General features: G+C 60.3%; 22 protein-coding genes. 6 read left to right on the top strand and 16 right to left on the bottom strand.

Annotation, left to right across the window (positions count from 1 at the left end; translation table 11 throughout):
• Positions 1-20 precede the first annotated feature (20 nt).
• From ACYZTY_RS27710 to ACYZTY_RS27675, 8 genes are read right to left on the bottom strand one after another with little or no spacing between them, the layout of a single operon-like run.
• On the bottom strand, positions 21-1,565 hold the full coding sequence (locus ACYZTY_RS27710) for an SUMF1/EgtB/PvdO family nonheme iron enzyme (RefSeq protein WP_461956286.1): 1,545 nt from the start codon (positions 1,563-1,565) through the stop codon (positions 21-23).
• Positions 1,555-2,778: an ABC transporter permease gene (locus ACYZTY_RS27705; RefSeq protein ID WP_461956285.1), complete on the bottom strand. Its 1,224-nt coding sequence runs from the start codon at positions 2,776-2,778 to the stop codon at positions 1,555-1,557. Before ACYZTY_RS27705 ends, ACYZTY_RS27710 begins: the two co-directional genes overlap by 11 nt.
• Positions 2,762-3,463: an ABC transporter ATP-binding protein gene (locus ACYZTY_RS27700; RefSeq protein WP_461956284.1), complete on the bottom strand. Its 702-nt coding sequence runs from the start codon at positions 3,461-3,463 to the stop codon at positions 2,762-2,764. Before ACYZTY_RS27700 ends, ACYZTY_RS27705 begins: the two co-directional genes overlap by 17 nt.
• A 10-nt stretch (positions 3,464-3,473) precedes the next feature.
• Positions 3,474-5,465, bottom strand: coding sequence for a vWA domain-containing protein (locus ACYZTY_RS27695; RefSeq protein ID WP_461959405.1), 1,992 nt, complete (start codon positions 5,463-5,465; stop codon positions 3,474-3,476).
• The gene (locus tag ACYZTY_RS27690; protein WP_461956283.1) at positions 5,465-6,496 is read right to left on the bottom strand and encodes a hypothetical protein; all 1,032 of its coding nucleotides are present in this window, start codon (positions 6,494-6,496) and stop codon (positions 5,465-5,467) included. The genes ACYZTY_RS27695 and ACYZTY_RS27690 overlap by 1 nt, the downstream gene beginning before the upstream one ends.
• A 3-nt stretch (positions 6,497-6,499) precedes the next feature.
• Positions 6,500-9,211, bottom strand: coding sequence for a putative virulence factor (locus ACYZTY_RS27685; RefSeq protein WP_461956282.1), 2,712 nt, complete (start codon positions 9,209-9,211; stop codon positions 6,500-6,502).
• Positions 9,208-12,273, bottom strand: a complete 3,066-nt coding sequence (locus ACYZTY_RS27680; protein ID WP_461956281.1) for a virulence factor SrfB — start codon at positions 12,271-12,273, stop codon at positions 9,208-9,210. Before ACYZTY_RS27680 ends, ACYZTY_RS27685 begins: the two co-directional genes overlap by 4 nt.
• Before the next feature lie 17 nt (positions 12,274-12,290).
• The gene (locus tag ACYZTY_RS27675; protein ID WP_461956280.1) at positions 12,291-13,655 is read right to left on the bottom strand and encodes an SrfA family protein; all 1,365 of its coding nucleotides are present in this window, start codon (positions 13,653-13,655) and stop codon (positions 12,291-12,293) included.
• A gap of 267 nt (positions 13,656-13,922) precedes the next feature.
• On the opposite strand from ACYZTY_RS27675, the gene ACYZTY_RS27670 reads away from it, so the two are divergent.
• On the top strand, positions 13,923-15,137 hold the full coding sequence (locus ACYZTY_RS27670; RefSeq protein ID WP_461956279.1) for an aldose 1-epimerase family protein: 1,215 nt from the start codon (positions 13,923-13,925) through the stop codon (positions 15,135-15,137).
• 5 nt (positions 15,138-15,142) lie between these two features.
• On the opposite strand, the gene ACYZTY_RS27665 is transcribed toward ACYZTY_RS27670, so the two are convergent.
• From ACYZTY_RS27665 to ACYZTY_RS27655, 3 genes are all read right to left on the bottom strand, one after another.
• Positions 15,143-16,636: a YifB family Mg chelatase-like AAA ATPase gene (locus ACYZTY_RS27665; protein WP_461956278.1), complete on the bottom strand. Its 1,494-nt coding sequence runs from the start codon at positions 16,634-16,636 to the stop codon at positions 15,143-15,145.
• Between the two features lie 181 nt (positions 16,637-16,817).
• Entirely contained in the window at positions 16,818-16,988 is a 171-nt protein-coding gene (locus ACYZTY_RS27660; protein ID WP_461956277.1) for a hypothetical protein, read from the bottom strand.
• A 31-nt stretch (positions 16,989-17,019) separates the two neighbouring features.
• Positions 17,020-17,556, bottom strand: coding sequence for an N-acetyltransferase (locus ACYZTY_RS27655; protein ID WP_461956276.1), 537 nt, complete (start codon positions 17,554-17,556; stop codon positions 17,020-17,022).
• Between the two features lie 193 nt (positions 17,557-17,749).
• Here ACYZTY_RS27655 and ACYZTY_RS27650 point away from each other — a divergent pair, with 193 nt between their 5' ends.
• Complete coding sequence (locus ACYZTY_RS27650) at positions 17,750-18,013, top strand: HigA family addiction module antitoxin (protein ID WP_461956275.1); 264 nt, start codon at positions 17,750-17,752, stop codon at positions 18,011-18,013.
• A gap of 4 nt (positions 18,014-18,017) precedes the next feature.
• Here ACYZTY_RS27650 and ACYZTY_RS27645 read toward each other — a convergent pair whose 3' ends face one another.
• On the bottom strand, positions 18,018-18,539 hold the full coding sequence (locus ACYZTY_RS27645) for a BRO-N domain-containing protein (RefSeq protein ID WP_461956274.1): 522 nt from the start codon (positions 18,537-18,539) through the stop codon (positions 18,018-18,020).
• Between the two features lie 439 nt (positions 18,540-18,978).
• Positions 18,979-19,239, bottom strand: a complete 261-nt coding sequence (locus ACYZTY_RS27640) for an accessory factor UbiK family protein (RefSeq protein ID WP_008007559.1) — start codon at positions 19,237-19,239, stop codon at positions 18,979-18,981.
• Between the two features lie 418 nt (positions 19,240-19,657).
• On the opposite strand from ACYZTY_RS27640, the gene glnK reads away from it, so the two are divergent.
• The 4 genes from glnK (at position 19,658) to sutA (ending at position 22,436) form a co-directional block, all read left to right on the top strand.
• Positions 19,658-19,996 carry a P-II family nitrogen regulator gene (gene glnK / locus ACYZTY_RS27635; RefSeq protein ID WP_002555808.1) on the top strand — a complete coding sequence of 113 codons (339 nt, stop codon included), beginning with the start codon at positions 19,658-19,660 and terminating at the stop codon, positions 19,994-19,996.
• A gap of 37 nt (positions 19,997-20,033) precedes the next feature.
• A complete protein-coding gene (locus ACYZTY_RS27630; RefSeq protein ID WP_461956273.1) occupies positions 20,034-21,371 on the top strand; it encodes an ammonium transporter in 1,338 nt (445 codons plus the stop codon).
• 214 nt (positions 21,372-21,585) lie between these two features.
• Entirely contained in the window at positions 21,586-22,011 is a 426-nt protein-coding gene (locus tag ACYZTY_RS27625) for a secondary thiamine-phosphate synthase enzyme YjbQ (protein WP_461956272.1), read from the top strand.
• 101 nt (positions 22,012-22,112) lie between these two features.
• Positions 22,113-22,436, top strand: a complete 324-nt coding sequence (sutA, locus tag ACYZTY_RS27620; RefSeq protein ID WP_461956271.1) for a transcriptional regulator SutA — start codon at positions 22,113-22,115, stop codon at positions 22,434-22,436.
• A 211-nt stretch (positions 22,437-22,647) separates the two neighbouring features.
• Here the strand turns inward: sutA and ACYZTY_RS27615 are convergent, their stop codons facing one another.
• The 3 genes from ACYZTY_RS27615 to ACYZTY_RS27605 are packed head-to-tail and all read right to left on the bottom strand — an operon-like array spanning position 22,648 to position 24,976.
• Positions 22,648-23,352 carry an HAD family hydrolase gene (locus ACYZTY_RS27615; RefSeq protein WP_461956270.1) on the bottom strand — a complete coding sequence of 235 codons (705 nt, stop codon included), beginning with the start codon at positions 23,350-23,352 and terminating at the stop codon, positions 22,648-22,650.
• Positions 23,349-24,248 (bottom strand): tyrosine recombinase XerC, encoded by a 900-nt coding sequence (gene xerC, locus ACYZTY_RS27610; protein ID WP_461956269.1) that lies wholly within the window; start codon positions 24,246-24,248, stop codon positions 23,349-23,351. The genes ACYZTY_RS27615 and xerC overlap by 4 nt, the downstream gene beginning before the upstream one ends.
• 2 nt (positions 24,249-24,250) lie before the next feature.
• Entirely contained in the window at positions 24,251-24,976 is a 726-nt protein-coding gene (locus tag ACYZTY_RS27605; protein ID WP_461956268.1) for a DUF484 family protein, read from the bottom strand.
• Positions 24,977-24,979: the final 3 nt, after the last annotated feature.

Here is a 24,979-nt window from a genome sequence, read left to right as displayed (position 1 = left end):
TGCGTTGTTATTAAGGTGAGTTATTGAGTAACGGTTTTGCAGCTGTTCAGCCAGGCTTCAGTGTCGATCTTCTGCTTTTGCAGGAACGTCTTCTGATTGGCCCAGTGGGTGCGCAAATAAGGTTTGAGGTCTTGTAGCTGTTTGTTGCGGGTGATGATTTCTTCCATCACCGGGACCTGTGTTTCAAGCAGCGGCTGGCCGTACAAGGTTGCCGATTCCACCAGGCTGCTGGCGTAGTAGCGGCTGAGTTTGTGCAGGCGATCCTTCTGCTCGTCGAGTTTGCCTTTGCGCATGTCGCAACTGGCGTCTTTGTCCGCGCTTTCGCAATTGAGCTTGTAGTTCTTTTGCAGGAAGTCCACGTACTGGCCGTCGTCTAGCATCTTGGTGCACAGGAATGCACCGAGGTTGAGGCTGGCACGAATCGCCTGGTCGCGGGTTTCCTCCTGCTGCTGATTGCTCGCGCGCAGCTGGTTTTCCAGGGCCTGGAGTTTTTCCTTGAGCGCCTTGTCTTCGACGCCCGAGGCCAGGGTGTTCAGGGATTGAACCGTGCCTTTGTCGGCGGATTCGGTTTCCTTGCTGCCAGTGCCGAGTTTCTTCCAGCTGCTTTCGATGCTGGCGACCCGTTCGCGAGAGGTGAGGGTCGGGGAGACCAGCACCAGTCGCAGGCCGGTGGTTTTGTTTTTTACCTGACCTTCGGCGTTGTAGTACGGCTCTTCCTTGCGCAACGCGGTGCGCAGGTCGGCCTGAGCGGTCAGGTAATTGCCGCCACGCACTACGTAGCCGCCGGCCTGACCGTGCTGGCGGTCGAGTTTGTTCAGGCGAAACGGCTCGAACATCATCTCGTCGACGTTGCCGAGCATGTCGTGCAGGCCCAATGGATTGGGTTTTTGCAGGCCGGACAACTGCACTTTTCCGTTGGACGATTGCGCCCCGGCAAACCACTCGTAGGCGTTGATGCCGTCGGGCATCGGGTAACGCGTGTCGCGAAATTCCGCCGCGCCGACTTCCAGGCCGCCGCGAGCGGCGAACTCCCACTCGACTTCCGTCGGCAGGCGCAGGAAGCCCAGCGCGCCGTCTTCTTTCGGCAATTTGCCGGCAGCGTTTTTACGCAGCCACAGGTTGTATTTGTCGGCCGCTTCGACGGCTTGCACCCAGCTCACCGCCGTTTGCGGCACGCGCAGTTTGGTGGCGGCGGTGGGGCAGGTTGCTTCGGTCAGCGCGGCGTATTGCAACTGACTCATCTCGTACTTGGCCATCAGGTAGTAGCGGGATTTGTCGTTTTTCGCGCCGGTGAAACTGCCCGCGATGAAGGTCGGTCGAGTCTGTTCGACATAGCCGTATTCCGCGCCGTCCTGACCGATGTTGATCGGGTAGTCGTCAAGCGGTCCGGCAACCGGAATGAACACCTTGCGAAACACCATCGAACCTTCGCACGGCATCGGCAGCACGACGTCGCTGGCCTCGGGCATCGGGTTGTAATACTTCTCTTCCCAGCCCGCCGCCGAGGCGTCGAGCAGGTAGCCGAGGCTCAGGGGCAACAGCAAGCCAAAACGTTTATAGCTCACGCAGACTCTCCGCAGGTTGGATGTTGATCGCCCGCACGGCGCCGATCACGGCCACCAGTGCAGCGACCAGAAAGGTCAGGAGCAGGGCGGCAAAGCCGTGCCAGAGTGTGATTTGGCAGACGAAGGTGCCGGTGGCCTGGCTGCTGCCCAGCAAGTAGTCGAACAAATGGCTGCCGACGGCGTAAAAACCCAGCCCGCCGACGTAGCCCGCAAAGCTCAGCACCAGCGCCTGCAGGACCACAAAACCGCCTACGGCCCGGCGCTTGAAACCCAGCAGACGCAGGACCGCCAGGCTTTTTCGCTTACGGTCGATGTTGGCCAGGAACGCGCCGACCATCGATGCCACGCAGCCGATCAGCGCTGCCACGGCGATCACGCCGAAGATCAGCCCCAGCACATGGTTGATGGCTTTGACGTTGTCGATGTCGGCCAGCCGGCTCGAGGTTTCGATGTGTTGTTCGTTGAGCCAGCGTTCCAGCGGCGCAACCTGATCGATGTCACGTGCATACACACGGGCGCGGGCGTACAGCGGTTGCAGATTGCCCAGAGGCTTGCCGGTGATAACGCCGAACGCACTGACCTGATAACCGTCGCGAAAGCGCTCCAGATCCAGCAGCAGCGGCGGGGCGACAAACCCGGCCGCGCGGCCGAAGCGAGCGCCGTCGAGCACCGCCAGCACTGTCAGCGTCATTTCGCCGCGCTCGTTAACACCTTCCAGACGGCGCAAGGCTCGCAGCTGCACGCTGTCGCCGGCCTTGGCCTGCAAACGTTGCGCGGCGCGGGCGCTGAGGATCACTTGATTGCCGACCGGGTTGAGCGGCGCCAGGTTCAGTTGTGGGTCGCCCGGCTCGGTGGCGATGATTTCTGCACCTTCGACAAACCGTTGCATGCCGATCAGCAGGTCCGCCTGGGTATTGAGCGAGCGCGTCTGGCCGAGGGCAAAACCGGTCTCGGGGCGCAGGCGCAAACGCTCGATCCAGGCAGTGTCGTAGTTGCCGTTGCTGAGCATCTTCACTTCAAGGTTGCGCGGGTCGCGCAGCAGTTCGTCCTGCAACTGGCTGACCACGCCGTGCTTGAGACCGAACAGCAGCAGCAACGGCGCGATCACCGCCACCAGGGAGGCGGCGATGCACAGCGAGACCTTGCGGTCGTGCCAGAGGTCTTGCAGCGCCAGTGAGCCCAGCAGGCGCAAGCGATCAGTCCATCGGTTCAAACAGAGTCTCTCCCTGGCGGCTGATAGCACTGAGGCGGGGTAAGCCGAAATCCTTCAGCAAGGCCCAGTCATGGGACACGACGAGCGCACTCAGGCCCATGTTCGATACCAGGCTCAGCAGCAACTCGAACAAACGCCGGGCGCTGTGAGGGTCGAGCGCGGCGGTCGGCTCGTCGGCCAACAGCAGCAGCGGTTCATGGGCAATGGCGCGCACACAGGCAACGCGCTGGCGTTCGCCGATCGACAAGGCCTGAGGTTGTTTATCCAGCAACCCTTGCAGGCGCAACACGTCAACGGCGTGGTCGATGTGCTCGCTCTTCACCGACATCCCGAGCAAACGGCGCGGCAGGCTGATGTTGTCGCGCACACTCAAAAACGGCAGCAATCCGCCGCTCTGTAAAATGAACCCCAGATGACGCGAACGCACGGCTGCCAAGGCTGGCTGGTCGTCGCTGGCCAGCAGTTGGGCGATGTCCTGATCGTGGGTTGCGCCCAGCCGAAAGCGCTCGAGCTCGACCGGCGCCAGCAACAGGCCGATGGCTTCGAGCAGCGTGCTTTTGCCGCTGCCGCTCTCGCCGGTGATGGCGAGGATTTCTCCGGCACCGACCTGCAAATGCGGCAGGCGCACGTGATGGGCCAGCGCGCCTTCACCACGGCGCACCAGCAGGTTCTTGATATCGAGCATCAGCGTCTCGTTAAGGCATCATTTCGAGTGGCACGGGGTACACGTTGTCCCGCGCATCGCTGTCCTTGGCTAAAGCAACCCAGCGGTCGACGTCAGCGTTGTAACGCTGGTAGTGCCGCAGCTTGGTGTTGAGCGTGCGGATGAATTTCTCCTGCGCCAGGCCATCCCAGCTCTTCCAGGTTTCTTCGTCCAGATTCAACACTTCACTCTGATACGGCAGGTCTTCGAGGTACTCGCCGAGCACGCCCATGTCCGCCAGTTTGGCTTTGCTGTTCTGCTTGAGCTGGTTTGGATCGGCGCCCATGGTCGCGGCCACCGAGCGCAAGCGGTCGAACATTTCCGTCGGCGAGATCAGGCCTTCGTTGGCCGCGTCGAGGATCTGCTTCATCACATCGCTCAAGTCGCTGAGCTGGGACTTGGTCAGCAACACCCGCACGTCGGTGGTGGGGATGTTCTGCTTGATCAGGTCGCGGTCGGTGATCCAAGCCTTGAACACCGGCGGGGCCTTGCTGTTGGTCTTCTCGCCGAGATAGGCAAGTTGCATGGCATGGCCGATCAGCGCCGCGTCTTCGAGCATTTTCTTCTCGGCCGGGTCCTGCTTGGCGTTCGCCGCGCTGCCGATGGCGTCTTCGCCCATGTAGGCGGCTTTCACCTGCGTCGTGATCGCGGCGGCCAGTGCGTCGACCTTACGTCCGAACTCATGCACATCACCCGCATTTACCGGGTAGTACAGCGAGGTGTTGGTGCCCGGGTAAGTCGACAGGTTCTGGTACTGCGCCTCGGCCTTGGCGTGGTCCTTGGCCCCGGCCGGGGTTTTCAAGTGCAGCGTATAGATTGCTACACCCGGATTGGCGGCCTCGATACGCACCTGCGCTGCGCTCAACCCGGTCTTCGACAGTTTGTCGTCGCCCTCGATGGCGCCCGCATCGGTGATCAACACCACGTAGCGCGCACCGAACTGGCTCCAGTCGACCTTGTCGATGCTCTCCATGACGCCGGCAAATGAGTCCTCAGCGAAGCGGCTGCTCGACACGGTAGCCTGTTTGAGGTCGGCGATCTTGGCGAAAAAGTCGGCGCTGTCTTTTACCTTGGTAGGGTCGGCGTACATCTTGGTGGTGTATTCCAGCCCCGGCACCGCCTGGGTGTTGGACCGGAAAGCCACGAGGCCGAACTTGACCTGCTTGCCGAGGTTCTGCGCTTCGATCCGCTGATAAACCTTGCGAATCGCCTCGCGGGTGCGGTCGATGTACGGGTCCATCGAGATCGTCGAATCGATGACAAACACCACCGCCGCACTGAATTCCTTCAGTTGGCTGGCAGCCTTGTCTTCGACCTCTTTGCCCCCGGCCGCATTTTTGCCGGCCGCGCCCTTCAAGTCTTTTTCGTCGGGCTTGCTGACCGATGCGACGTTGAGCAGACGCGTGCGGAAACCGCCTTCGGTCATCACTTCTTCGCCGCTGAGGACCGGCAGCAGGTAGAACTGCTTTTGCAGGTCGACGAAGAATTCAGGTTCTTCAGCCAGCACGCCGGGGGCTTGCTTGCCCTTTTTCAGCGTGGCCCGCAGCGGGGCGACTTTGCTCACCGGATCCGGCGCATCGAGGATGCCTTCGACGGTGGCGCGTTCCTTGAAGAACAGCAGCCGGTCGCGGTTGGCCGGGTTGGTGAAGGCCAGGGTCAGCTGCATTTTCCAGTCGGTGGTGCAACTCGCCGGCAACCAGCCAATGGTTTTGCCATAGCTGTCAGGGCCGACTTTCAGCCACTCAACGTTGGCGGCTTGCGCGCGTTCGTACACATAAAAACGGCTGAACACCGGTTGCTCATCGCCCGCAGCACCACCCGCCGTCGGGCTGATTTTGCAACCCGGGGTGGTCAGCACGCGCTGGAACAAGGTTTTTTTGCCGGCCTGGATCAGCGGTTTGTCATCGGCCTGGGACAACGGGCTGATGCACAACGCCAACAGCGCGGCGCTGCTCAGCAGGAAACGACTCAGGGGAGAACGCATCACTTCTGCAACTCCTCGAAACGCTGCTTGGCTTCGGCGTTGTTCGGGTCCTGGGTCAGGATGGTTTCATACCAGTAGGCAGCGGTGGCGTTGTCCGCGGCCGGGAAGCACTCGCTGGCCTTCAGGTATTTCGGGTCGTATTCGCGGGCATAAGCGTTGGCAATCAAAGAGTCACCGGCCTGGGCACGGTTGGCGTACAGACGCTGGGCAACGCCGCAGTGCTTGCCGGCCTTGGCTTCGTTGATGATCTCCAGCAACTTGGCGCTGTCGGGCGCGGCCTTGATGCAGGTCTGGACGAAGGTCAGCTCGGGCAGGCTGTTCATGCTGTCCAGGGTGCAGGCTTGTGCGTCGGCGCCGGCGGGTGCGGCAGCAGCGGCTGTGGCCACAGGGGCAGGCGCCGGGGTGCGTTTGTAGAACCAGAATCCGGCGCCCGCTGCCAGCAGCAACAACACGACAATCAACAGGCCGATCAGGCCTTTGTTGCTTTTTTTCGGCGGTGCGGGAGGCGGCGCGTAGGCGGGCTCGGTGAGCACCGACTCTAATTCTACTTCTGGCTCGGCGGTGGAAAGGATCAGCTCAGGCAGCTCCGGGATCTCCGGGATTTCCGGTGCCGGTGCACTTGGCGCTGTCAGGTCCGCGCCGCCATAAGTCGAGCGTGTCTGGCCGCCCGCCGTGGACGGCAGCACCCCGACGCCTGGCCGAACCACGCCTTTGTCGGTACGTCCCTGGCTCTGTTCGCGCAGTTCGATCTGGAATTGCGAGTTGGCGCCGCCTTCCAGCAGCGGATCGACCACTTCCGGGCCGACCTGTGCTTCAAGAGCGTCGCCACTGGCCGCAGCGCTGAAGCGCGAGACCTTGAACCAGAACGGGTTGTTGCTCCAGGCCTTCTGGTCCTGGAGGTAGAAACCGTCCTGGTTACGCTGAATGGAGAACTCCAGCTGTTCCTCGCCACCCTGCCATTTCTTCACAGTGAGGCAGGCCTGACCAGGCACATTGGGCTCTAACGCGAGCAGGTCGACACGAATTGGCATTGCTTATCTCGCTGTGAAGGCTGTGAGCACATGGCCCAGCCGTTCATTCTGTTCAGGGGTGATTTCGCGACCGGCACCATGGCCGGCGTTATCCTGTGTGATGTAAGCCAGGCCCGAAAGCCAGTCGCCCAGATACCGCTGCGCCTGGTTCGCCGGTTGTGGCGGCAACACCGGCACTTGTCCCGGACCGATATCGGTATAGAACGAGAACAACGGCGCCTTGGCACCCGCACGACTATTCGGGCGCTCGTTGACCGGTTTCTGCAGGTAGCCGAACCAGGACACGAAATCGCGCAACACGCGTTGCACTTCCAGCACCTGGCGCTCGACCAGTTGATCGCGCCGCGCGCCGCTTTGCGCACGCTTGAGCACCGCACGACTCAGTTGGCCCGGCAAGTCCTGGCGGTAACCGGCCGTGATCAGTTCGTCGACCACCGCTTCGATCAGCGCCTTTTCGAGCCCCAACAGATTGAGCAGGCTTTGTCGGGTGGTCAGCTCGCGCAGGTGCGCAATCCAGGCCTTGAAAGCGGCTTTGGCAAAGCGGTGTTCGTTGCTTTGCAGTTCCGGAACTGGGGTGCTGGTTTTGTTGCTGACCGGCGCTTCGTGACTCAGGTCGTCGCCGAAATCGAAGTCGAATCCGGCGTCGTTGCCGTACAGGCTCTGGCTCGGTGTCGGCGCGGCCGGCTCATCGCTGGCGGCGTGCGCGTCATCGGTTTCGTACACACCGCTGAGGTACAGGTCGCGCACCGATTCGCTCGGCATGTCGAGTTCATCGATGAACTCGCCGAGCACGGCCGGGCGACGGCCCAGCCCCGTCAGAATCATCTGCGCCTGGGCTTTCTTGGCGGCTGCGGCGCCGTCACCGTCGGCGTGATACCAGGTGCTCAGGCCGTGAGTGGTCAAGCCTTCGAGGCATTCGCTCAACTGCTCGCGGATGCGCTGCAGTTTGAATTCGATCTTGGCCACACCCTTGAAACTGCCGCTGAAGTGGCTGATGCCACCGTCATCGTTGCGCAGCATTTCGTTCCAGGCGTTGGCAGGGTTGTTGATGTGTTTGCATACCAGCTCGTTGCCGGCGAAGCTTGTGCCCAGGGCGTCGACGCGATCCTGATAGCTGGCGTTGAGGCCGGTTTCGGCGCCGCTGGCGTCTTGCACGATGAACGCCGCATCCATGCGCGGTTTGCGCACCAGGAAGGTGTTCTGGAACGGCGTGCCGGCCCAGTCGTTCATCCAGCTCAGGCTGCCGAAGCGTTCGAGCATGGTCAGCTTGACCATGCCGTTCCAGCTCTCGTCGTACTGATCAGGCGTCAGGCTCAGGGAGTTGGTGATGCGCAGGTCGAGCATGGTCAGCGCCCAGATCAGGCCGGTGTCGCGTTTGCTGCGGGCGGCGGCGTCGGGGCCCTGGGTCTTCTCGATCCAGCGCGTCAGCACCGGGCCGACGTCATTGACGTCGCTCTGTTTGGTCGAACCGGTGCAGACCACCAGCGCGTTCATTTCCTGGTTGTCGGTGTAGCGTTCGAACAGGTAAGCAACCTTGCCGCGCAGAATCAGCTGCGAGACGGAGTTGTCCTTGGTGGCGGACTCCGGGTCATTGGAGTCGGCGATCTCGTGCAGTTTTTTGCGCCCGCGATAACCGGGGAAGTCCAGCAGATCGACCTGGTTGACGATGTCGTCCGCCGGGGCTTCGATCAGGCCGAAGGTCATCTCGGCAGTCAGTGCCGCCAGTTGCGCGACCGGAATGCCCTGACTGTTTTGCAGGCGTCCGTCGATCTGAGGCCGCACGTCGATCGGCAAGTCCCGCGGGCTGCCGAAGCGCTCGAGGATGTCGACGTTCATGATGCTGTCGCGCTGGCTGTAAGTGTCGTTTTCGAAACTCACCAAAGCCTTTAGTGGCGCGAATACAGTCTCGGGCAGGCCCAGCTTGTGCAGCGCGCCAGCCAGTTGCTGGTAAACGCGCGTCAGTTCGCTTTGCTCACCCCACAGGATCGAAAACAGCTCGGCGCGTTCCTGGAAATTCAGCCGTGGCGCCAGTTGCAACGCCGTGGGCCAATACAGGTGCTCAAGCTTCTTCACCGAGTTGCGGAAGTTGTCCCGCAGGTAATCCCACAACGACACCAGATCGTCGGCGCTGACACCCGGTTGCATCGGCCCGGTCTCGCGGCCTTCAAACGGTTTCAGCACACGCTGGATGCGCTCTTCGTCGATCTCGTAGGAGATCCGCTCGAGGTCGAAGTCTTTGAACCAGGAGTTGGCGAGAATCTTCGCCAGCTCGATTTCCTTGAACAGCGTCAGTTCGACCGGGAACTGCGGATCCTGGCTCGGCGTGGCGCGGCGGCTGAAGCGCGTCACCAGGCCGGTGGCTTCCTTGCCGCCACCCACCGGGTTGATGTGCTTGATGAAGTCCAGGCGCTGGCCACCGAAATCGGTTTCCAGTTTGCCGTTCTGACCGGCCGCCAGCGCCGAAATCAGGTAGGACTTGCCGGCCTGTGACAGGCCGAAAAAGCCGATGGTCATCGGCGTGCAGGCCACGCGACCGAGGCTGTGAGCCAGGTTGCGGGCGCGGTGCAGGCGGATATTCAGGTTATCGGCTTCGCTGTCCAGACGTGGCGCGTTGCCGCGCGTCTGGCCAATCCATTCCAGCGCCTGACCGGCACCTTCATAAACAGCGGCCCAACTGGCTGAAAGCTGAGTTTGTTCGGGGGTCAGGTCATTCATTTGCGTTTCACACTTCCACTGTCGAGCCAGTACTTGGTCTCGCTCAGGCCGGCGTCGAGCATGGTGTTGAGTTCCAGCTCGAGGTCGCTGCGCGGGTTGAAGTTGACGTTGTTACTGTTGGATTCGATGTCGCGAACCGAGAGGCGGTCGCTGACCAGATCCTGCTTGCGCGTGTACTTGTCGGCCGCCTTGACCTCGAAGCGAACCTTGAGCAGCGGCGCGCTGCCGTTTTCACCAATCGCGCGGGAGAACTTCTCCCGACCGGCCTTGGTGAAACGCAGGGTGTACAGCGGCGAAGCGGCCCAGCGATCGGCGGCCAACTGACGGAAACCGAGGCGCAGATCGCCGCGCATTTCCAGCTGCGGCGTGTCGGCGTCATCACCCGTGCCAATTTCCGGCAACTTGATTTTGTAATCTTCGGACTGGATGTCGCGGTACAGCACGTCGGCATCCTTGATCACGTTGTTCAGGTCGATGACGCCGATGTGCTTGACCGTCGAATACGGCTTGAGCGCCGAAGAACGGAAGTAGAAGTTCGGCACGCTGTGGTTGGCGCACAACAGGCACAGCATGGCGCCGACCGAAGCGGTACTTTTCGGGTCGTCGATGCGGCCGTTCTTGTGGAACGGGTACCAGCCGCCGGTGCGGTAATTCTGCAGCGCCAGGATGCGCCCCGGTGGCAGCGGCAGCACCTTGCGGATAAAGGCCTGAATGCCGGGCAGCCGCGAAGGGCGGCCGGTCAGCAGCAGGACATCGCACGGGTAATGCGCGACCACTTCACAGAGCGCGCCGAGGATCTTGGTGATGTTGATCTGATCGTTGAGGAACGCGGCGTGGAGCTTTTGCAGGTCGAAGCCGATCAGCGATTCGTACAGGTCGAAACCGCTCTGGCCACCGACATCGCGGCGCACGGCGGCGTTGACGTAGTCGAGCACGGTCTGGCTGATCGCGTTGTCGCCGAGCAACTGGCGGTAACTTTGCGGGCTGACTTCCTGCGGGACTTGCGGGTCGTAATGCTCATAAGCCTTGAGCAACGCCAGGCCCAACGGTGCAAACACCTGAAGGTTCAATTGCTGGCGCAGGATCATGTCCTGGGCGCTGACCGACTCATCACCGCACAGCCGCGACATCAACGAATCCGGGGCTTTCACGCCGGCATTCTGCAAAGCCTTCTCGAAGCTCGGCAGGATGAAGTCCTGAATCACGTCCAGCAGGATGTCGTCGCCGGCTACTTTGAAACCATCGCGAAAACGCTGCTCTGGCACGATGTGCACGTTGCTGCCGCTGCCCGTGTTGCCGGCGCGGTCGAGGCGATAGTCAGTGATGACCAAGTCGGTGGTGCCGCCACCGATGTCGATGGTCGCCAGGGTAATGCGTTCGCGATCGGTCTTGTCCGGCCGGGCGATGGTGTCAAAAAACTCTTCCGGGTGACCGGCGAAGTTCTCGTTGACCTCGGTGTACAGGTACACCAACTGGCCGCAGGAGGCTTCGTCCCATTCCACGCGAATGCTCGGGATCGGCGTGCGCGGGCTGGCGGCCTGATCCTGATGCGGATCTTCCTCGCCGGCGTGCCAGCCGAGGCTTTTCCACACCAGGCCGATGGCTTGCAGCATGCGTTCGTTGAGAATGCTGCGCTCGGCCTGCGGCATGCCCGGTGGCACGGTCAGGGTGATGCTGTTGAGCTGGCGCGGCACGCGGGTGTGACCCTGGCGGGAGCGCTGGGCCGGGCTGTTGATTTGCGACAGCGCCTGGGCCAGCACTTCGGCGAGCATGAAGGTCATCAGCGAACTGCGCGAGTAACGCGGCATGAACACCGGAAGGCGATCGTCTTCTTCGAGGCTGTAAAGCGCCTCGCCGGTTTCATTGATCAGGTGCGAGAACGGCGCGGCCGTGGCGTACGGCTCGTTGTCGGTCTTGATGTACGAGCAGTTGAAACGCCAGCCATGGCCGTAGGCGTTTTCGTCCCACAGGTAACGTTTCGGGCTGGACAGGCCAGTGGAGCCTTCGGTGCCGCGACGACGACTGGCCAGACGGCTGGCCTCATTGCCGACGCGGGCGATCGTCGCCCACTGGAACGCATCGTGACGGCCGCTCTTGACCGAACAATGGTCCTTGCCGAAATACGCTTGGGCGAATTCCACGCGGCTTTCGAACGGCAGGTTGTAGGTGTGTTCGGGGGTGATCAGGTCGCGCAGTTCCAGCACGTAATTCTGCTTCAGCCCGGAGCCGGCCTGACCATGGTTCTCGATCAGGATGCCGCAGGTGCGCGAGTTGCCGACGTCCAGCACCAGGTCCACCGGAATCGGTTTGACCAGGCCATTGCTGTCATTGGCGACCACTTTCAGTTCAGGGATTTCCACCTTCGGCCTGGCCGTCGACTGCGCCGCCGCGGACGGCGTGCTCAACAGACTTAGCAGGTTGAGGTAGTGCGCCAGGTGATGGTTGGCGCGGATGTCGATGTCGAGTTCTTCGCGTGAACGATGGGCGTTGCCCTCGTTGAACACTTCGAGCAGCCATTCGTTGACCCACGGCTGGGCCAGGAACCAACGGGTTTCGCTGGCCTTGGTCGCCAGTTTGAAGGACACGCCGGAGCTGATGTCTTCTTCGTTCGGTGCCAGGTAGGCGGTGCCGTCACGCTTGGGCATGACGCGGCTGTCGAACGCCATCGTCAGGCGATGGGTGTTGCCGTCGATGTCTGGCGTGGAAAGTTTCACCAGGCGCATCCGCGACCAGTTGGTCGGACCTTCGTCGAAACGGTGCGGCGGCATGAAACGGAAAAACGGCGTCGGCAGCCAGACACCGTCCAGCAGTTCTAGGCTGCTTTTCATGTCGACGCTGAACGCCGGTTTGGCCTTCTCGACCTTTTCCGGTTCGGGCTCGTAGAAGTAGAAGTCTTTCTCTTCGTTGTACATCAGGCGGCAGATCAGCCCGCTGATCATCGGCGCGAACTCGCCCGCCGGTTCCTTGCGAGGATCCAGGCGCAGGGCGAAATCCATGAACTGGATACCGGTGTCACTGACGAGCGTGACGGTGTCTTCGAATTGGGTGACTTCAGGCAACATGTCGGGTTATTCCAGTCTTATTCGCCCATCTGCCGCATGGACATGGGGAATTGATCTTTTCCGTAACCGCCGGTGCAGTCCGCGACCGTGGTCGCCCCTTTGCGGCAGTTGACCTTGGGCATGTCGTAAGTGCTGCCATCGCCGCACACGGCCTGGCCCTGGCTGTCGATGGCGAGGCTGCCTCCCTTCATGGTAGCGCTCACTGGCCCGCTGCACTTCGTACCGTCGGCCTGGTGTACGGTGACTTCGCCCTTACCGTCCTTGAGCTGGTATTCCAGACGCAGGGGCTTGCCGGTCCGGCGATCCTGGATGCCGGCGCCGGCGCGGTACTGACCGTCGAGGAACTTGGCGGCACCGTCGGCGGCGTCAGGCGGAATGCTCAGGGCCGGGCCCGGTTTTGCGGTTGCGGCTGCGGCTGTTTGTGCGTCGGGCGGAGTGACGGCAGGCGCCCCGGTTTTGTTTTCGGGTGGAGCGGTTGGCGCGGTTGGGGATTCGGCGGCCGGGTCTTGCGTGACGTCGGCGGGCGCGGCATCAGCTTCGTTACCAGCGACGGCCGGAGCTTCCACGTCATGTGTGCCGTTCACGGCTGTGCCTGTGGTGGAACCTGAAACGGTGCCGGTCACGGGAACGCCATTCACTGTTGTGGCATTGCCGGTCAGTTGCGGCTCTTCCAGCTGTTTTTCCACCGGCACGATGCCTTCAGGCAGCAAGTCCACCGCCACCAACGGAATCGGCACGCAACCGCGCAAGCCGAGCAAAAGCCACAACAGCAGCAACAAGAACGGCAGCAACAACAGCCACCACCAACGACGCCACCACGGACGAGCCACCACCGGCACGACGGGCGCTACAACCGGTTCTTCGACCACGGGTGGCAGCGTGAATACCTGCGGAACCTGATAAAGGCAGTGCAGGGGATCGCGATTGCCGGTACCGGCGTGCTCGAAACCCCAAAAGGTCAATACCGGCTTGCCTTGCACCAAGTAGACGAAGTTTTCGTCAGGGAAATGAATGACGCGTTTGAGCAACTTGCCGAACACGGCTTTATCGCCTTGCTGCTGTTCGGCCGGGTCAGTGCCCAGGAAACGCTGGCTCAATTCATCGAGGGCAGTCTTCAGGGCTTCAAGTTGGCGACGGGCAGGTGCGCGTTCTTCTTCGGTGGCGCTGCTCCACGGGATGACATCGCCGTCGAGGCCGCTGTACCAATCGATCTGGTTTCCAAGTTCGTCGCTTTGAGGAATGGCCAGGTGATCGACCATGTCGGGATTCTTGCGGCGAATGGCTTCGCGCAATTGCAGGGCCGCCCGGTAAACCGGTTGACCTGTCTCGCCCAGGGCAGTGAATGACCCGCTCTTACCGCTGCGTAATAGTGCCCCGCGCATTCAAACTCCATATGTTCCGCTGCGCAAAAATGACAGACAAAGGTGTCTGCTCTTGCTCCTGCAATTAGCTGGCGACCTTAATGTCATAATGATGTCGCCGTCAATCAGAGGAGGTCCCAAACCGTATGAGACTAGCGTAAGTGTGCGGAGGTTGCATGGGGTCAATGTGAATTGACTTTGTAAGGTTCGGACGTCTGCTTTTTTAAGCTTGCTGAAACGTTTCATCAGCGCTATAAAAAATGCACAACTCCAAGAAAGGCTTTCCTCATGACCCCGCTCAAACTCGCCGTCGCCCTTGGCACGCTGACCGCTGCCTCCCACGCCATGGCCTGGGATTACGTGCTGCTCGACACAGACAAGGCTGCCCAGAACTGGCAGATCACCAGCCAACAACTCGGCGTAAAAACCGACAAACCGTTCTCCGTCACCCTGCGCACCTTGCACGGCGGCCGGCAGGAGGGCGTCAGCATCGTCGACATCGATAACGGCACCTTGAAACTCTCGGTGGTACCGACTCGCGGGATGAACGTCTTGCAGGCGTCGGTCGGCGATGTGCGCATGGGCTGGGATTCGCCGGTCAAGGACGTGGTCAATCCGTCCTTCATCGAGCTCAATGGCCGCGGCGGACTGGGCTGGCTTGAAGGCTTCAACGAACTGGTCGCCCGCTGCGGCTACGAATGGGTCGGCCATCCCGGTATGGATAACGGTGAACTGCTGACCCTGCATGGCCGAGCAGCCAACATCCCGGCCAGTAAAGTTACCCTGCATATAGATGAAAAACCGCCGTACGCCATCAGCCTGCGCGGCGAGCTGAAAGAGCAGGCGTTCAAGAAAGTCGACTTCTCGGTGATGACCGAACTGGTCACCGAGCCCGGCAGCGTTGCATTTGCCCTTAACGACACCCTGACCAACAACGGTGACTATCCGAAGGAATACCAGGCGCTGTACCACAGCAACTTCAGCACGCCATTCCTGGAGCAGGGCGCGCGTTTTGCTGCGCCGGTTAAACAGGTGTCGCCGTTCAACGACAAGGCCAAAGGGGATTTGCCGGACTGGCAGACATACCGTGCGCCGACCAAGGACTATGACGAGACGGTTTACAACGTTGTGCCGTATGGCGATGCGAAGGGCGATACGTTGACTGTGTTGCATAACAAGGCGGGCAGCTTGGGCGTTTCGCTCGGCTTCAACACTCAAACGCTGCCAGTGTTTTCGCTGTGGAAAAACACCGATACCCAAGGCCAGGGCTATGTCACCGGGCTCGAGCCGGGGACCAGCTTTTCCTATAACCGGCGCTATCAGCGGCCGCTGGGGCTGGTGCCGACGATTGCGCCGAAGGAACACAAGCAGTTTCAGATCAGCTATAGCTTGCTGGCGGATAAAGGGGCTGTGGATAAAGCTTTGAAGCGGGTGAGTGATATTCAGGGCGGGCGGGAGACTGAGGTGCGGCAGGCGCCGTTGGTGGACCTCACCAAGGAGTGATTTCATCAGCTGGACGTTGGCCGGTAGTGCAGCGCTTCAGCCAGATGGCCACGGGTGATGCCATCCACCTGCTCAAGGTCTGCGAGGGTTCGCGCTACCTTGAGCAATCGATGCGCGGACCTCAGCGACAAGGTCAGTCGTTCACACGCTGTTTCCAGCCAGGTTTCATCGGTTGTGGATAACTTGCAGTGCTTGCGCAGGCCCGGCAGATCAAGGAAAGCGTTCGCGCAGCCCTGGCGTTTGTGTTGCCGCTCTCTGGCGTCGGCGACCAGCAGCGCGGCGGTGGCGGTGTCATCGCCGGGTTTGAGCGCAGGATTCAACGCTGTGGCTTCCCGGGCGACGGTCAGGTGCAAGTCGATGCGATCCAGCAGTGGCCCCGACAGTTTGTTGCGGTAGCGCTGGACCATGTCCGGTGTACAACTGCATTTGCCGCTGGGTTCGCCAAGATATCCACACGGGCATGGATTCATCGCGGCCACCAATTGAAAGCGTGCCGGAAACCTCACGCGATCCTTGGCGCGGGAAATCACGATGTGGCCAGATTCCAGCGGCTCCCTTAAAACCTCCAACACTTTGCGGTCGAATTCCGGAAGCTCATCGAGAAATAGAACGCCATGATGGGCAAGGGTGATTTCGCCGGGTTGCGGCTTCGAGCCACCGCCCACCAACGCCGGGCCTGAGGCTGAGTGATGGGGTTGGCGAAAGGGTCTTTGCGGCCAGTGGCTCAAGGGCACGCAACTGGTGACGGATTGAATGGCTGCGACTTCCAGTGCCTCATTTTCGGCCAAAGGAGGAAGGAGTCCCGGCAAACGACTCGCCAACAGTGTTTTCCCGGTCCCCGGCGGACCGCTGAACAGCAGGTTATGAGCGCCAGCCGCCGCAATCAGTAAGGCGCGCTTGGCCGAAAGTTGGCCCTGCACTTCATTCAGGTCGGGATAGGGCTTGCTGGCGTAGAGCAACCCGTTGGAAACATAGGGTTCGACCGGTGTATGTCCATTGAAGTGCGCGACCGCTTCCAGCAGATGGTCGACGGCAATCACCTTCAATCCCGACGCCAGGCACGCCTCCTCGGCATTCGCACGCGGCACCATCAGCGAGCGCCCGGCCTTGCGTGCGGCCAGCGCAGCCGGCAACACGCCCCTCACGGCACGTACCGCGCCTGACAGCGCCAATTCTCCCAGGCATTCAATGTCATCCAGCGTCAATGTCGGCACCTGCACGCTGGCGGACAGAATCCCCAGGGCGATCGCCAGATCAAACCGTCCGCCGTCCTTCGGTAAGTCCGCAGGAGCGAGATTCAGGGTGATACGCCGCGCTGGAAATTGCAGGCCCGAATTGATGATCGCGCTTCGCACCCGGTCCTTGCTTTCCTTTACTGCCGCTTCGGGCAAACCGACCATGGTCAGCGATGGAAGGCCGTTGGCCAGGTGGACTTCGACGGTGACGGCGGGCGCATCCACGCCGATTTGGGCGCGGCTGTGGACGATGGAGAGAGACATGGTCGTTCCTTGAGCTGAAGAGCACCGCTTCCTGCGGGGTTTTTGAAGGGTAGTCGGGGAGGCCGATTTGAGCCTGGCTGGAAAGGAGAGAAACTTTCGCAGGATGTTGCGAGTACGGGGCGAAATAGTCACGTAGAACAAAAAAAACCGCCATTCAGGCGGTTTTTTTAAGAATTGGTATTTAGGTTCTTCCTCCGGCCAACCATCCGCCGGGCTCAAGTTCTTTGCCGCGCGCGATACCGACTTCAATAAAGCGTCGTTGATTAGCCGATAAATCACCAGCCAAGCGACGTGCTTCGGCGTGAAACTCAGCAAGCTGTAACAGCTTAGCCTTTCGCTTTTTGGGGCTCATGTACACCTCCTGCGATTCGTTTACCTGGATGTTATTGGTCGCTCAAGTAGATGACAAGGCGGTTGGTCTGGTCAAAGTCGAACCCGAGTTCTTGATAGTAAAAAACAACATTTGGATCAGGATCTTGGATTTCGATTTCTCTGCACTCCAGCATACGCGCATAGAATTCTGCGGCCAGTAGTGCGACTGGAGCTATCAAGCCACGAAGCGGATGGGATTTGTCTGGATCCCCCTGCAAAAGTACGATTTTCAGACAGATAGCGCTTCGTCGCGGTGTTGCATAGCACAAGCCGCAAAGATTCTGCTCATACCAAATTGCCAAATCCAAACCCTTGGCATCTTTCCGCTTCCAGTCGGGGATGCGTTCCCACGGGTAGTTTGCTGCTCCTTCCCATAAATGACATTTCTCTATCGCTGCGGCAGTAATCGGCTCAATCCTGACAACTGATATGTCGATGTTTGAAGCGCGAGGCGCGATTTTTTTAATAAACGCTTTGTAGGTGAGCTTCCTTACATCCGATTTAATAGTTTGGTTACGGAGGTCCGTGCCTTTTCCTTTTCTTCTCATTATTGGTGTCTTTCGAAAATCAGAAAGAAAAGGTTAAAGGAGCAGGTGTGCATCGATAAATCAGGCGATGGAGCCGCTTTTTGTAGGACCGTGCCTAGATAGGTGAAGGACGTCAGTGAAAGCTCCCGGATGGTCTTGCCAGATCAAGGTTGCTGCTTATGATCACGGGAAAATGAAGCCATAGGAGGCGTAAATGAACCGGATTGGAATGCGGCCGATTCATCCAGGTGAAGTTCTCAGCGAGGAGCTTCTAAAGCCGCTGGGCATTACAAGCGCGGCTTTAGCTTGCTCGTTGGACGAGCCGGAGGCTGAATTGATCGACGTAGTAAAGCAGCAGAGCGATGTCAGCGCGGGTCTGGCAAAGAAGCTTTCCATTCTGTTGAACACCACGCCCGAATTTTGGCTGAATCTGCAATCGACCTACGATCTGCGAAGCGCCGAAATCGAGCGTGGATGAGCGCTTAAAGCGAATGCAACGCTCGCGAAGCTTTTTTCCACCATGGCACGTTGACCGGGCGCTGCGTCTGCTCTCCGCTCGGCAACAGTTGCGGAACATCCTGCAACCGAATCCACGGCTGGTTATTCCAGTGCAGCAAGCTCAACGACATTTCCGGCCAGTTCAACAGACTCAGGACGGGGCGTTCAGTTGACGTCGGTTGTTGGGCATCTCTGAGGGCTGGCACCACGTCGTGGGTCAGCCATTCGCGCAGGCCTCGGTATTCGGGGCAGTAGTGGTAGACGAGCAGGGCGTAGACGCCGGATTCGCTGATGAGCAATGTGTTTTCGGTGGTGCCGTGGATGACGACTCGCGCGGATTGATGTTGATCGGGATCGAGTTTTCGGACGGCGCGTTCGTCGAGGAAAAGGCGAAGCAGACGGCCCAGGTCTCTGGCGCTGAACCAGGGTTGGTTTTCGATCAAAAGCGCGTGGAGGTGGAGTTTGTGGCGGATGAAGACGTGAGGGATTAGATAGTTTTCATTCATGGTGCATTCTCGGGGTCGAGTGAAGAAAGCTGCTTCTGATCGTCGCCAAACGAAAAGGGTGGCAGCTATGCGCGGGTTGGCGAACCGGTGACACCCGAGAACCGGCAGACCCGAAGGTCTCCCACGCATAGCCGCCATAATTCGTGATGGGAATAAATTCCTCGGTCGAATGTGGTCGCGTTGCGTCGGGGTCTTCCAGGTCGCCAAACCCAGAGCTGATTATTCAGCTGGGGATGAGCTTAGAGGCCGGATACTTGGCGACGCAATCGGACGGCGGTGTGATTTTTGTAGGAAGGTGCCGGGATTTTTGCGGGGCTTAAGATCAAATGTTCTCAGCCTGCGGCAGTTCCTACAGGTAAATCTGAAGGTCGTGCCGACCTTCAATCGCGAGCAGGCTCGCTCCCACAGTGGATTGGGTTTCCACAGTGGGTTTTGCGTGTTACTCGGTCGGTGGATTGAGCTTCGCTTCCAGCTCCGCAACCTTCGCCTCAAGACTCTCCAACCGTGCCCGGGTCCGTGCGAGCACGACCATCTGGCTATCAAACTCTTCCCGGCTCACCAGGTCCAGTTTGCTGAAGCCGCTCTGCAGCAGTGCCTTGAACTGGCTTTCGATTTCGCTTTTCGGCAGTGGAGTGTCGCCGCTGAAGAGGCGGGAGGCGGTGCCGCTCAGGGCGTCGAGGAAGTCTTTGGGTGCGAGCATGGGAAATGTCCTGTCAACAATGGCGGGCAGTGTATCACGCAGTGTCTATAGTCAATTCCGACCGAGGGGATGCACGCTTTTCGCGCATGAGGACGGACGGCCGCGCACTGTTGTTGTGCGTATCCGCCGAACTGTTTGGCTGACGCGGCGGTCGGAAGCGTTCAAGGGATTGAATTCAGTGGGTTTTGGCGAGATGGCAAGCTTTCTGCTTAGTCGGTAGTGACCCATGCACTGATGCAGTCGCTGTGACGAATGCAGTGCGCCAAGCGGAACGGGGAAGTGTTTCGTGCGGAGTGGTTAGCAGGCGTCGGACGGGCAATCAAAGGCCGACGATGCGTTACAAAGCCAGGCACTGCGCTTAGACTTGAGTCGGGTTTGTTTTCCTGGGGCAAGTCCACCAATTCGGGAGAGAGTTTTCATGAAGCTAGTCACTGCCATCATCAAGCCGTTCAAGTTGGACGACGTGCGCGAGTCGCTGTCCGAGATCGGCGTGCAGGGCATTACCGTTACTGAAGTCAAAGGCTTCGGTCGGCAGAAGGGTCACACCGAGCTGTATCGCGGCGCGGAATACGTGGTCGATTTTCTGCCCAAGGTGAAGATCGATGTCGCCATTGACGACAAGGATCTGGACCGGGTTATCGAGGCGATAACCAAGGCTGCCAACACCGGCAAGATCGGTGACGGCAAGATCTTCGTGGTCAATCTGGAACAGGCGATTCGCATCCGTACCGGCGAAACCGATACCGACGCGATTTAAACGCCGCCACAAACCCAACGCCCCAGGAGAAAACAATATGACTCTGCGTAAATTCGCAGGGCTAGGAGCCCTGTTGTCCCTCGTAATGCCCAGCCTGGCTATGGCGGCAGACGAAGTGGCGGCCCCAGTCCTCAACTCCGGCGACACCGCCTGGATGATGACCTCGACAGCCCTCGTGCTGTTCATGACCATTCCCGGCCTCGCGCTGTTCTACGGCGGCATGGTTCGGTCGAAAAATATTCTTTCCGTGATGATGCAGTGTTTCGCCATTACCGGTTTGATCAGCATTCTGTGGGTCATTTATGGCTACAGCATCGCGTTCGACACCACCGGCATGGAGCAGGGCGTCGTCAACTTCAACTCGTTCTTCGGTGGCATGGGCAAGGCGTTCCTCGCCGGTGTCACGCCATCGAGCCTGACCGGTCCTGCGGCGCTGTTCCCTGAGGCGGTGTTCATCACCTTCCAGATGACCTTCGCCATTATCACCCCTGCGCTGATCGTCGGTGCCTTCGCCGAGCGGATGAAGTTCTCCGCCATGCTGATCTTCATGGGCGTGTGGTTCACCCTGGTTTACGCACCGATTGCGCACATGGTCTGGTCCGGCAACGGCGGCCTGATGTGGGACTGGGGCGTGCTCGACTTCGCCGGCGGCACCGTGGTGCACATCAACGCCGGTGTGGCCGGTCTGATTGCCTGCCTGGTACTGGGCAAGCGCAAAGGCTTCCCGACCACGCCGATGGCGCCGCACAACCTCGGTTACACCCTGATGGGCGCCGCGATGCTGTGGGTCGGCTGGTTCGGCTTCAACGCCGGTTCCGCCGCTGCGGCCAACGGCACGGCCGGTATGGCGATGCTGGTGACCCAGATCGCAACCGCCGCCGCTGCACTGGGCTGGATGTTCGCCGAGTGGATCACTCACGGCAAACCAAGTGCGCTGGGTATCGCTTCGGGTGTTGTGGCCGGTCTGGTTGCCATCACCCCGGCCGCTGGCACCGTGGGCCCGATGGGCGCTCTGGTGATCGGCCTGGCAGCGGGCGTGGTGTGCTTCTTCTGCGCAACCACCCTGAAACGCAAACTCGGTTATGACGATTCCCTGGACGCCTTCGGTGTGCACGGTATCGGCGGTATCCTCGGCGCGATCCTGACCGGTGTGTTCGCTGCACCATCGCTGGGTGGATTCGGCACCGTCACCGACATCGCCGCTCAAGTCTGGATTCAGTGCAAAGGTGTCGGCTTCACGGTGATCTACACCGCGATCGTCACCTACGTCATTCTCAAGGTCCTGGACGCTGTCATGGGTCTGCGTATCACCGAAGAAGAAGAGGCTGTCGGCATCGACCTGGCACTTCACAACGAACGCGGCTACAACTTGTAAGCACGCGCATAAAAAACTTGCCCGGCTTGCCGGGCATTTTTTTGTCTGGAGTTTGTCAGTGAAGGGCCTGCTGAAAGGTTTTTTCGTACACGTTTAGGGGCGTTTACGCCGGGCGCTTTTCTGCGGCCAATGGCTTACATGATTGAAGGAATATTAGGGCCTTTGTTTTTTCCCTGAGCGCGCTAGAATGCGCCCCGAACGAGCGGAGAACTGTATGTGGCAACAGACTCTGATTACCCTGCGGGCACGGCCCCGGGGCTTTCATCTGGTAACGGACGAGTTACTCGCCGGCCTGCCTGAAATCAAGGCGTGTCGGGTCGGTCTGTTGCACTTGTGGCTGCAGCATACCTCGGCGTCGTTGACTATCAACGAGAACGCCGATCCGGCGGTACGTCTCGACTTCGAACGATTTTTCAATCGTCTGATCCCACAAGGAGCAGACGGCTATGAGCATAACGACGAAGGCCTGGACGACCTCCCGGCGCACTTCAAGGCCAGCGTGCTTGGCTGTCAGCTCAGTTTGCCGATTTCGGCAGGCCGACTGGCGCTGGGGACCTGGCAAGGCGTTTATCTGGGCGAGCACCGTGATTTTGGCGGTGCCCGTAAAGTCCTCGCCACCGTGCACGGTGAAGAGGCATGAACCGCTGGTCACCAGCGGTTATTGAATTTTTCCGGCGGCTGTCGACAGACGGTGAAGCTGGGCTATAACTAATCTGCTTTTCGCAAGTCATGAGGTAGAACATGAGCGACGATGATCTGGAAAACGACGACCTGGAAGTAGGCGACGAAGACGAAACCGAAGAAGGTCTGGAAACAGCAGCGGAAGACGTTGCTGACGACGATGGCGGTGATACGCCCGTTCCGACCGCCAAAGGCAAAGCCAAGGCAGCGGTATCGGTTGATGAATTGCCGAGCGTCGAAGCCAAAAACAAGGAACGCGATGCTCTCGCGCGGGCCATGGAAGAGTTTTTGGCCAAAGGCGGCAAGGTGCAGGAAGTGGAGGCCAATGTGGTCGCCGATCCTCCCAAGAAGCCTGACAACAAGTACGGCAGCCGGCCTATCTAAGCGTCTGCCCTTGCTTGCTGAAAAAGCCCGCCGTCGCTGCGGGCTTTTTCATGTCTGAAACAATCTTTAGCCATGCGGTGATCCCCTGTAGGAGCGAGCCTGCTCCGGGCGGCGTTCCGACGATGGTGGTGTCTCAGTCAACATCAATTGTGAATGTTACGGCCTCATCGCGAGCAGGCTCACTCCCACAGGGTCAGTGGTGTATTCAAGGTCAGTGTTGGGCATTCCACCGCGCCAGCAACGCCGGCAACTCGGTCAGGCTGCCAATCTCCGCATCCGGCGCCTTCTCCGCTTCCCACACCTTGCCCGCCGGGTTAAACCAGATCGCCCGCAACCCCGCCTGCTGCGCTCCGGCAATGTCATCCCCCGGATGATCGCCGATATGCACCGCCGTCTCCGCCGTGGCACCACCACGCTGCAATGCCTCATGGAACAGTCGCGCATCGGGCTTGGCGATGCCGATGTCTTCGGCGCACAACGCAAACTTGAAGTAATCCGCCAGCCCCAGCCGGCGCACATCGGCGTTTCCGTTAGTGACCACGCCCAAGGCGTAATGCCTGGCCAGTGTCTCCAGTGTCGGCTCGACTTCGGGGAACACCTCGATCTGATGCCGGGCATGCAGGAACACTTCAAAACTCTTGTCGGCCAGGTCCGAAGCCTCGCCGTGGTCGTAGCCGGCTTCCTCCAGTGCATGAAAAAGCACCCGACGTCGCAGCGCACTGATGCGGTGTTTGAGGCTCGGCTCGCCGCTCAGAATCCGTTCACGAATCGCCCACAAATGCTCCACCGGCACCGCGCCCAGGTTCGGTGCGTGCTCGGTCAGCCATTCACGCAGTACGGCTTCGGCGCTGACAATCACCGGGGCGGTATCCCACAGGGTGTCGTCGAGGTCGAAGGTGATCAGTTGGATGGTCATGAATCATCGCCCTTAATGCGTTTGGCCCGTGGATGGGCGCTGTCGTAAACCGTGGCCAGGTGCTGGAAGTCCAGGTGGGTGTAGATCTGGGTGGTCTTGATGTCCGAGTGGCCGAGCAATTCCTGTACGGCGCGCAAGTCTTGTGAGGATTCGAGCAAGTGGCTGGCAAAGGAGTGCCGCAGCATGTGCGGGTGCAGGTTCTGCCCCAGCTCGCGCTCGCCGGCCGCCTTGACCCGCACCTGAATCGCCCGAGGGCCAAGGCGCCGGCCTTGCTGGCTGACAAACACCGCGTCGTCCGAAGGGTTGGTCATGGCCCGCAAGGGCAGCCACAGTTCCAGGGCTTCGCGGGCTTTTTTGCCCACGGGAAGCAGTCGGGTCTTGCTGCCCTTGCCGAGCACCTGAACCATGCCGTCGGCCAGATCCAGCTGATCCAGATTGAGTCCGGTCAGTTCCGATAGCCGCAAGCCCGAGGAATAGAACAGCTCCAGAATCGCCTGATCCCGACGCGCCAGGAAATCATCCTCCACCGCACCTTCTAGCAGTTGCAGTGCGCGGTCGGTATCGAGGGTTTTCGGCAGCCGCCGTTCACCCTTGGGCGGCGCCAGACCATTGGCCGGGTCGTGATCGCAGAGGCCTTCGCGGTTCAGGTAGTGATAGAGCCCACGGACGGCCGACAGCAGCCGCGCCAGGCTGCGGGACGATTGACCTTGAGAATGCAGGCGCGCGATCAGGCTGCGCAGACGCTGGATATCCAGTGCGGCCCAGCTGCTGATGTTCTGTTTGACGCACCAGCCCAGCACTTTGTCGAGGTCGCGCCGGTAGGCGTACAGCGTGTGGGGCGACACCTGTCGCTCACTGCGCAGGTGTTCGCAGTAAGCGTCCAGTTGCCGTTCCATGGTCAGCGTACCGAGCGCAGGGAGCTGTTGACCCGAGGCAGTACGCGGCCCATGACTTCGGCGATGTAGCTCAGGAACAGCGTGCCGACCGAGCTTTTGTAGTGCTGCGGGTCGCGGCTGGCGATGGCCAGGACACCGTGGATGCCTTGAAAGCTGATGGCGACGACGGCGGTGGAGCCGATCTGCTTGCGTTGTTCTTCGCCAAACAGGAAGTCCAGTTCGTGCTCACGCAGGCTGCCGCTGACGCTTTTGTCTTCCGAGAGCAAGCCGCCAATGGCCGTTTGCGCCTCGGCATGGGTGACCCAGCGGCCCACCGGCATCGGGTTGTCGCCCAGCAGGATCAGGCTGACAAAAGGCACCTGGAAGTCCTGACGCAGACTGTCTTCGACGCTGATCACCACGTCTTCCAGGCTGTTGGCGTCCATCAGCGCGAGAATCAGGCGACGGGTTTTGTCGAAAAGGCGGTCGTTGTCGCGGGCCACGTCCATCAGATGCGAGAGGCGATGACGCAACTCGATGTTGCGGTCGCGCAGGATCTTCATCTGGCGCTCGACCAGCGAGACGGTATCGCCGCGCTGGTGCGGAATGCGCAAGGCCGGGAGCAGTTCTTCGTGCTCGACGAAGAAATCCGGATGAGCCTCCAGGTACGCGGCAATCGCCGCCGCCTCAAGGCTTTCGGAAGGGGATTCGTCGGGCTGTTGGGCGGGAACCTGGGGCTTATCTTTCATGGA

It is taken from the genome of Pseudomonas sp. LB1P83 (assembly GCF_054897885.1).
This window is presented reverse-complemented; position numbering and strand designations above follow the sequence as displayed.

Bases quoted from the DNA above. Each gene is read 5' to 3' on its own strand.
- ACYZTY_RS27700 (WP_461956284.1), bottom strand. From the start codon at position 3,463: ATGCTCGATATCAAGAACCTGCTGGTGCGCCGTGGTGAAGGCGCGCTG.
- ACYZTY_RS27695 (WP_461959405.1), bottom strand. From the start codon at position 5,465: ATGCGTTCTCCCCTGAGTCGTTTCCTGCTGAGCAGCGCCGCGCTGTTG.
- ACYZTY_RS27690 (WP_461956283.1), bottom strand. From the start codon at position 6,496: ATGCCAATTCGTGTCGACCTGCTCGCGTTAGAGCCCAATGTGCCTGGT.
- ACYZTY_RS27685 (WP_461956282.1), bottom strand. From the start codon at position 9,211: ATGAATGACCTGACCCCCGAACAAACTCAGCTTTCAGCCAGTTGGGCC.
- ACYZTY_RS27680 (WP_461956281.1), bottom strand. From the start codon at position 12,273: ATGTTGCCTGAAGTCACCCAATTCGAAGACACCGTCACGCTCGTCAGT.
- ACYZTY_RS27675 (WP_461956280.1), bottom strand. From the start codon at position 13,655: ATGCGCGGGGCACTATTACGCAGCGGTAAGAGCGGGTCATTCACTGCC.
- ACYZTY_RS27670 (WP_461956279.1), top strand. From the start codon at position 13,923: ATGACCCCGCTCAAACTCGCCGTCGCCCTTGGCACGCTGACCGCTGCC.
- ACYZTY_RS27665 (WP_461956278.1), bottom strand. From the start codon at position 16,636: ATGTCTCTCTCCATCGTCCACAGCCGCGCCCAAATCGGCGTGGATGCG.
- ACYZTY_RS27660 (WP_461956277.1), bottom strand. From the start codon at position 16,988: ATGAGCCCCAAAAAGCGAAAGGCTAAGCTGTTACAGCTTGCTGAGTTT.
- ACYZTY_RS27655 (WP_461956276.1), bottom strand. From the start codon at position 17,556: ATGAGAAGAAAAGGAAAAGGCACGGACCTCCGTAACCAAACTATTAAA.
- ACYZTY_RS27650 (WP_461956275.1), top strand. From the start codon at position 17,750: ATGAACCGGATTGGAATGCGGCCGATTCATCCAGGTGAAGTTCTCAGC.
- ACYZTY_RS27645 (WP_461956274.1), bottom strand. From the start codon at position 18,539: ATGAATGAAAACTATCTAATCCCTCACGTCTTCATCCGCCACAAACTC.
- ACYZTY_RS27640 (WP_008007559.1), bottom strand. From the start codon at position 19,239: ATGCTCGCACCCAAAGACTTCCTCGACGCCCTGAGCGGCACCGCCTCC.
- glnK (WP_002555808.1), top strand. From the start codon at position 19,658: ATGAAGCTAGTCACTGCCATCATCAAGCCGTTCAAGTTGGACGACGTG.
- ACYZTY_RS27630 (WP_461956273.1), top strand. From the start codon at position 20,034: ATGACTCTGCGTAAATTCGCAGGGCTAGGAGCCCTGTTGTCCCTCGTA.
- ACYZTY_RS27625 (WP_461956272.1), top strand. From the start codon at position 21,586: ATGTGGCAACAGACTCTGATTACCCTGCGGGCACGGCCCCGGGGCTTT.
- sutA (WP_461956271.1), top strand. From the start codon at position 22,113: ATGAGCGACGATGATCTGGAAAACGACGACCTGGAAGTAGGCGACGAA.
- ACYZTY_RS27615 (WP_461956270.1), bottom strand. From the start codon at position 23,352: ATGACCATCCAACTGATCACCTTCGACCTCGACGACACCCTGTGGGAT.
- xerC (WP_461956269.1), bottom strand. From the start codon at position 24,248: ATGGAACGGCAACTGGACGCTTACTGCGAACACCTGCGCAGTGAGCGA.
- ACYZTY_RS27605 (WP_461956268.1), bottom strand. From the start codon at position 24,976: ATGAAAGATAAGCCCCAGGTTCCCGCCCAACAGCCCGACGAATCCCCT.